A 7,599-nucleotide genomic window follows, 5' to 3' on the forward strand; every position below is an offset into this window, starting at 1 on the left:
AAGGGAGACCTAGAAATTGACACAAATCGACCGGGAGTGTTTCCGGCCGATTTTTTTATGCCGTGTTTCTTTGCCGGAGACGAACTTGACACTGATTCACACATGTGGTATAATGACTTTATATATCAGTATCAGCACAGAAAGCATTTCTGCGAAAGGAAAAGAAAGTGACTCAGATTGTTCATGTTATCTATCGGGATAAATTTACGGATGGCTATATCAAATTTATGAATGAGTATTTGTCCGAATACCGGCATCTTTTTTATACAACGAAAGAGGGCTTTGATGTCGATCTCACTTCAAATGACAATGTGATATTTTTGGATTCATTTAATGATCTGCACAAGCGGGAAAACAAAAAGAACCTGATGGATGCGGATCTTATTATTATTTCCGGCTTTTTCTTTTTTAAGGAAATGCGGGCGTTTTACAACCGGAAGATTTTGAAAAAGACCTATTTTCACCTGTGGGGTGCCGACCTGTACTGCCTGAAGGAAAATGAAACTGTCAATATGAGGCTCGGGAATCTTTTGAGAAAATATTTCTTTGTCAACGCCGGGGGGATTATCAATCTGATTCCGGGGGACTATGAGATCTTATGCAAGTACTGCACCCCGAAGGGGAAACATTTCGTTGCCCCCATGTGCAGCGGCGGAGTAATCCCGAAAATTATCTCGGAGCTGCGAACCTGCGAAAAGCGAACCAACCCGTATCGGATTCTTGTGGGCAATTCCGCAACGCCGTCGAACCAGCATCTTGAAATCCTGCAAACCCTGGAGCGGTTTAAGAATGAGCAGATCGAGATCGTCTGCCCGCTGTCCTATGGCAATGCGGACTATGCAAAAACGGTGATCGACTTCGGGAAGAAGTTGTTCGGCTCGAAGTTTGTGCCCTTAACGGACTATATGGACAAGACGGCATACTACCGCACGATTGCCGAATCATCCGTCGCCATCTTCAACAACGACAGACAGCAGGCGATGGGGAATATCAATGCCTCGCTGGGACTGGGGTGTAAGGTCTTTCTCAGAACAGATACGCCCATGTGGGAGATCTATCATCAGGAGCGAAAGTATGTGATCTATAAAGTGGAGGATATTGCGCAGATGTCATTTGAGGAATTCCTCAAAAATGACACGGATCCCCAGTATAACTGGGAGCAGTATCGGAAGTCAACGGACTTGGAAAGCAGTGTGCAAAAATGGAGAAATGTGTTTAATTCGATAGAGGAAAGAAAATGAGTTCAACGAATGTGATTACAAACTTTTTCTGGCGTTTTCTGGAGCGGTGCGGTGCACAGGGTGTAACTTTCATTGTATCCATCGTTCTTGCAAGACTTTTGGATCCGACTGTTTATGGCACGGTGGCGCTGGTCACGATTTTTACAACGATCATGCAGGTCTTTGTGGACAGCGGAATGGGAAATGCGCTGATCCAGAAAAAGGATGCGGATGACCTTGACTTTTCAAGCGTATTCTACTTTAACATGGCGATGTGCTCCGTCCTTTATCTGATCATGTTCTTTGCCGCACCGCTCATTGCATCCTTTTATCGAATGCCGGAACTGACCGCAATTGTGAGAGTGTTAAGCTTCGTTGTGGTGATATCCGGCGTGAAGAATGTCCAGCAGGCATATGTTTCACGGCACCTGATGTTTAAGCGCTTTTTCTTTTCCACACTCGGCGGAACTATCGGTGCAGCTGTCATCGGAATTGCAATGGCGTATCTGGGATTCGGCGTGTGGGCGCTGGTGGCGCAGATGCTCTTTAATGCCGCAGTAGATACGACAATTTTGTGGATCACCGTCAAGTGGCGTCCCAAAAAGATGTTTTCGTTCCAACGGCTGAAGTCGCTGTTTTCCTATGGGTGGAAGCTTTTGGCTTCCTCGCTGATAGACACGGTATATAATGACCTGAGACAATTGATCATTGGCAAAAAATATTCATCGGGGGATCTCGCCTACTATAATCAAGGCAAGAAGTTTCCGCAGCTGATCGTTACCAACATCAACACCTCCATCGACAGCGTGCTTCTGCCGACCATGTCAAAGGCACAGGATGACATGGCAGCAGTCCGTTCCATGACACGCCGGGCGATCAAGACCAGTACGTTTCTGATGATGCCGGCGATGATCGGACTTGCCGTGTGTGCGGAACCGCTGGTTCAGCTGATCCTCACGGAGAAATGGCTGCCCTGTGTTTTGTTTTTAAGAATCTTTTGTATTACCTATGCATTTTATCCCATACATACCGCAAACCTGAATGCAATCAAAGCCATGGGGCGGAGCGATCTGTTTCTGAAGCTGGAGATCATCAAAAAAACAGTCGGCATTATCGCAATCCTGATTACCATGTGGATCAGTGTGCAGGCAATGGCATATAGTTTTCTGGTGACAACGATTTTGAACCAGATCATCAATTCGTGGCCAAACAAGAAGCTTCTCAATTACAGTTATCTTGAGCAGGTAAAAGATATGATGCCGCAGATCCTGCTTTCCCTCGGAATGGGAGCAGCGATCTATGCAGTGTCTTTCCTGCATCTAAGCGCTTCGCTGACACTGCTGATTCAGATTCCTCTGGGTGTCCTGGTATACTGGAGCGGCTCCAAGATTTTCCATGTAGAGAGCTATACCTATATCATAGAGATGGTGAAAAATTTCAAAAAGAGAAAGAAGAAGGCTTAAAAATGAAAAAACTACTGATTATTGGCGCAAATCCGGAGACGATCAGCCTGATTGAAAAGGCGAAGCTCATGGGAATCAAAACCTATGTCACGGATTATAACAAGATGACGTATGCCAAAAAGTTTGCGGATGTTCCCTGTGATGTGGACGGCATGGACGTGGACGGGCTTGTTGCCCTTGTCAAAAAGGAACACATTGATGCGGTTCTGGTAGGTGTGGCAGAGGCACTGATCCCGACATACTGCAAGGTATGCGAGGTGCTGGATTACCCCTGCTTTGCGTCCATGGAGCAGTTTGAGATTATGATCTCCAAGGACAACTTCAAAAACACCTGCCGGAAATATCATGTTCCTGTCGTGCCGGAGTACTCCCTGGACGAAATCGACAAAATTGAATATCCGGTCATTGTAAAGCCGGTCGACAGTTCCAGCTCCAAGGGCATCTCCATCTGCCAGAATCGGGAACAGCTGGACGCTGCCATTGAAAAGGCGCTGAGCTTTTCGTTCCGGAAGAAGATTCTGATCGAAAAGTATATGGACGGTCTGGAAGTCATTATCTATTATGTCATTCAGGACGGCAATCCCATTATGGTTGCAATGTGCGACCGCTATACCAGCAAGGAACAGAAGGGCATCACACAGCTTCCGTCCGCCTATATTTTCCCGTCGAAACATATGGAAAGATACAAGGCAGAGGTGGACGAGCATGTCAAAAATATGCTCCGTGGAATGCATGTCCAGAACGGTGTTCTGTTCCTCCAGTCATTTATCGAGAACGGCTCGGTGTATATCTATGAACCGGGATTCCGGCTCAACGGCGCACAGGAGCACATGATCGTATCGGAACTGACTGGAATTGACGCAAAGGAACTTCTCATCAATTACGCATTTACCGGAAAAATGAGCGAGAAGAACGTGGCAGATCGGGCAGACCCCTATTTTCATCACATGGTTGCCTGCAAGCTCTCACCGCTGGTAAAGGAAGGGAAGATCGGCAAGATCACCGGCGTGGAGAAAATCCGGCGATTCAATGGCGTGGTTGCGGTGAATCCGAACTATGAGGACGGAGAAGTGGTTGCCGGCCTTGGAACCCAGCGCCAGATGGCAGCGAATATTTTCATTGTGGCACCGACCATGGAGCTGCTGAAAGAGCGGGTGGATGCAGTGATCGAAAACTTTCATGTGACCGATGAGAACGGGGAGAACATGCTGCTGAAACCGTTTGATACGAAGATTATAGAGAAGGAGTACTGCTGATTTTTGGCAGAAAAAGAATTATGAGCTTGAATGGTTTTTGCAAGAGAAGCGTTTACTGGATTCAGGATTTTCTGCACGGCAGTAAGGTTGGAAAGCATTATCGGGAAATCAAAACTGTCATGCGTTCCGCCGAAACCGGGAAGAAAATACAAAGCGAAAAGCTCGCTGCCCTATTGGCGCACGCCACTGCAAATACAGCGTTTTATCAGAGATATGCCGGAAGACCGCTGGAGCAGTTTCCCATTATGAATAAGTCGAAGCTGATCGAAAACTATGACGCTATCGTGGTTCCCGTTGATAAGATTCCGGAACAGGAGACAGAAAAGGTTCATGTGCAAAAAACAAGCGGTTCCACCGGCACGCCGTTTGCCATATATCAGGATTCGAGAAAACGCCATAGAAGAGTGGCGGAATTGAAGTACTTTGGACAGATGGTGGGGTTCCAATCCCATGAGAAACTGGCGCAGTGCAGAATCTGGACAAACTGGCAGAGCAAGACGAAGTCGCAGATTTTCAGAGAGAACATTTATCCGATCAATGTCAGCAAAATGGATGACGACACGCTGCGGGAACTCTGCCGGACGGTCAGAGAAAACCGGATCACCGCAATTCGGGCATATGCCAGCTGGTATGACAGTCTGCTCGCCTTTTTGATCTCCGGAAAAGGCGATGCTGCCGACCTGAAAACTGTAAAAGTCATGTTTTCCACGTCGGAGGCATTGAATGTTGCGACAAAAGAGGCATTCCAAGAGCAATTTTGCATTCCCATCGTGGAGTGCTATGCGGATGAAGAAGCGGGAATCATGGCGCACCAAAAGGTTCACGACAATCGGTTCTATCTAAATCATGCAAGCTATATTTTTGAGATTCTGAAACTGGAGGAAGACAAACCGGCGGCATATGGAGAACTGGGACGGATCGTCATCACGGACTTGTATAATTATGCATTTCCGCTGATTCGATATGATACCGGCGATACTGCCATTCTTGCGAAAGGCAACGAAGAAACCGGAGGCTGGGACTATCTCGAAAAAATTTACGGCAGAAGACTGGATCTGATCTATGACACAAAGGATAACCCGATTCATCCCATGAGCTTTGCCCGTGTTTTGAAAAATCTGGACGGAATCAGACAATGGCAGTTCATTCAGAAGGACAAATCAAAATATCTCCTGAAACTGAATGTTCAGAAGGAGAAGTTTGATCTGGAAAACACCTTGCTGGAAATCCGGAAAATCGTTGGTCAGGATGCCGATGTTCAGATAGAATATGTAGAGGACATTCCGGTTCTCGCATCAGGGAAACGAAAAATGGTGATTTGCGAATGGAAAAAATCCTGACATGAGAAAATGCCGTCGCAGGGAACTGTAGGAGGAGAATAGAAAATGAATAAAATTCTGGTCACCCGTTCCTCAATGCCAGATTATGAGGAATACTGTGAAGAAATCAAAGAGCTTTGGGACAGCCACTGGCTGACCAATATGGGGAAAAAGCACAAGCAGCTACAGGCAGAACTGGAGGCAATGCTGGACGTGCCCCATGTGACGCTGTATGTGAACGGACATCTTGCGCTGGAAAATGTAATCGCTTCGTTCAATTTCCCCAAGGGCAGCGAGGTAATTACGACACCGTTTACATTTGCCTCGACAACGCATGCAATTGTGAGAAACGGACTGGAGCCTGTGTTCTGCGACATCAATCCGAAAGATTACACCATGGATGTCACCAAAATCGAAGATCTGATCACAGACAAGACCTGTGCGATCGTTCCGGTTCACGTTTACGGCAACATGTGTGATGTGGAAGAGATCGAAAGAATTGCGAAGAAATATGACCTGAAGGTGATCTATGATGCGGCGCACGCATTTGGCGTGACATACAAGGGAAAGTCGAGTGCTTCCTTCGGGGATGCATCCATGTTCAGCTTCCATGCGACGAAGGTCTTCAACACCATTGAGGGCGGTGCGGTTTGCTATCATGACGGCAGCCTGACACAGAAGCTCAACGACCTGAAAAATTTCGGCATTCACGGACCGGAAGAAGTCGCATACATCGGCGGAAACGCCAAAATGAATGAGTTCCAGGCAGCGATGGGAATTTGTAACCTGCGCCATCTGGAAGCCGAAATTGCAAAACGTCAGGCAGTTGTGGAACGGTACCGCAGCAATCTGGGCGGCATTGACGGCGTAACAATCTGTGAGATACAGCCGGATGTGAAGTCGAACTATGCGTATTTCCCCGTGATGTTTGATGAAAAGGTGTTCGGTTTCAGCAGAAATGAGGTCATGGCAAAGCTTGCGGAAAACGGAATCGGCGCAAGAAAGTATTTTTACCCGCTGACGAGTGTTTCTCCCGCCTTCAACGAAAAGTATGATCCGTCTGAAACACCGGTTGCGCTGCATCTCAGCAAGCGTGTTCTGACATTGCCTTTGTATGCGGATTTGCCGCTGGAGGATGTCGACAGAATCTGCTCCATTGTCCTGAGCGGACATCATCCGGCTTAAAAAGGAAGGGTTGCAGCATATGAAGAATGGCAACATTGCGCAGGCAGGACAGCCGAAACCCGCTTCGCATCGGGATTCCAACATAGAATTGTTTCGGATCATCACCATGTTTTTCATCGTCGCCCATCATTATGTCGTAAACTCAGGGCTTACGCTGGAGGACGGCCCGATTGCAGCCAATCCGCTGTCTGGCAATTCGATTTTCCTGCTGCTTTTCGGGACATGGGGAAAAATCGGCATAAACTGTTTTGTCATGATAACAGGATACTTTATGTGCAAGAGCAGCATTACCCTCAGGAAATTTGCGAAGCTGCTTGGCGAAATTATGTTCTACAAGATTGGAATCGGATTGATTTTCCTGATTACGGGATATGAACCGCTTTGTTTGAAATCCCTCGTCAAAACTTTTCTTCCGGTAAGCTCGGTGGAAACAAATTTTGTGGGCTGCTATATTTTGTTCTTCCTGTTTATCCCCTTTCTGAATATCCTCATTCGAAACATGACAGAGAAACAGCATATTTTGCTGCTGCTGCTTTGCGGATTTACCTATGTGTTTTTCGGAACCATTAAGAAAATGCCGGTTTCTATGAACTATGTTTCCTGGTTTATCGTTTTGTATTTCATGGCATCCTATATCCGAATGTATCCGAAGCATATTTTTTCCAAAACAAAATTGTGGGGGATGCTCACCGCAGGAAGTATCGTGCTGTGTTCTCTCTCTGTCGTTTGCTGTGCATGGCTGTCTTTGAAACTGCACCAGAACATCTGGTACTTTTTTGTGACGGATTCGAATACGTTCTTAGCGGTGCTCGTTGGTGTGTGTGCGTTTATGTTCTTCAAAACAATAAAAATAAAGTACAGCTCATTTATCAACACCGTTGCGTCCACCACATTTGGAATTCTTCTGATTCACGCAAATTGTGATGCCATGCGCCGCTTCTTGTGGCAAGATGTGTGTCAAAATGTCAAAGTGTATGATTCACAGCTTATGCCGCTGATTTCAATCGGTTGTGTATGCGCTGTATTTTGCGGATGTTCTTTGATTGACTGGCTGAGAATCCGGTTTATTGAGAAGCCGTTCATGAAAAAATTCTTGGTATGGGAGCCGAAAATCATCGCATGGTGGCACAGGAAAGAAGAAAAATACGCAAAATTT

Annotated in this window: 6 protein-coding genes; all 6 read left to right on the forward strand. The window is 46.5% G+C overall.

What is annotated here, in order from left to right; all coding sequences use genetic code 11:
• Window positions 1-227 precede the first annotated feature (227 nt).
• Complete coding sequence (locus QZL66_RS09640) at window positions 228-1,241, forward strand: TDP-N-acetylfucosamine:lipid II N-acetylfucosaminyltransferase (RefSeq protein WP_293602227.1); 1,014 nt, start codon at window positions 228-230, stop codon at window positions 1,239-1,241.
• Window positions 1,238-2,683: a lipopolysaccharide biosynthesis protein gene (locus QZL66_RS09645; protein ID WP_022411509.1), complete on the forward strand. Its 1,446-nt coding sequence runs from the start codon at window positions 1,238-1,240 to the stop codon at window positions 2,681-2,683. The genes QZL66_RS09640 and QZL66_RS09645 overlap by 4 nt, the downstream gene beginning before the upstream one ends.
• A 2-nt stretch (window positions 2,684-2,685) precedes the next feature.
• Window positions 2,686-3,939: an ATP-grasp domain-containing protein gene (locus QZL66_RS09650; RefSeq protein WP_022411510.1), complete on the forward strand. Its 1,254-nt coding sequence runs from the start codon at window positions 2,686-2,688 to the stop codon at window positions 3,937-3,939.
• 20 nt (window positions 3,940-3,959) lie between these two features.
• Complete coding sequence (locus tag QZL66_RS09655) at window positions 3,960-5,279, forward strand: phenylacetate--CoA ligase family protein (protein WP_022411511.1); 1,320 nt, start codon at window positions 3,960-3,962, stop codon at window positions 5,277-5,279.
• Window positions 5,280-5,324: 45 nt separating this feature from the next.
• Complete coding sequence (locus QZL66_RS09660; protein WP_022411512.1) at window positions 5,325-6,443, forward strand: DegT/DnrJ/EryC1/StrS family aminotransferase; 1,119 nt, start codon at window positions 5,325-5,327, stop codon at window positions 6,441-6,443.
• 19 nt (window positions 6,444-6,462) lie between these two features.
• Window positions 6,463-7,599: acyltransferase family protein (locus QZL66_RS09665; RefSeq protein WP_293602231.1), on the forward strand; the 1,137-nt coding region annotated here is incomplete at its 3' end.

The organism is Ruminococcus sp. CAG:330, from assembly GCF_000437175.1.
In the GTDB taxonomy this organism is placed as follows: domain Bacteria; phylum Bacillota; class Clostridia; order Oscillospirales; family Ruminococcaceae; genus Ruminococcus_C.

What these genes read in the sequence shown, in the direction of transcription:
- QZL66_RS09640 (WP_293602227.1), top strand. Translation starts at nt 228, where the DNA reads ATGAATGAGTATTTGTCCGAATACCGGCATCTTTTTTATACAACGAAA.
- QZL66_RS09645 (WP_022411509.1), top strand. Translation starts at nt 1,238, where the DNA reads ATGAGTTCAACGAATGTGATTACAAACTTTTTCTGGCGTTTTCTGGAG.
- QZL66_RS09650 (WP_022411510.1), top strand. Translation starts at nt 2,686, where the DNA reads ATGAAAAAACTACTGATTATTGGCGCAAATCCGGAGACGATCAGCCTG.
- QZL66_RS09655 (WP_022411511.1), top strand. Translation starts at nt 3,960, where the DNA reads ATGAGCTTGAATGGTTTTTGCAAGAGAAGCGTTTACTGGATTCAGGAT.
- QZL66_RS09660 (WP_022411512.1), top strand. Translation starts at nt 5,325, where the DNA reads ATGAATAAAATTCTGGTCACCCGTTCCTCAATGCCAGATTATGAGGAA.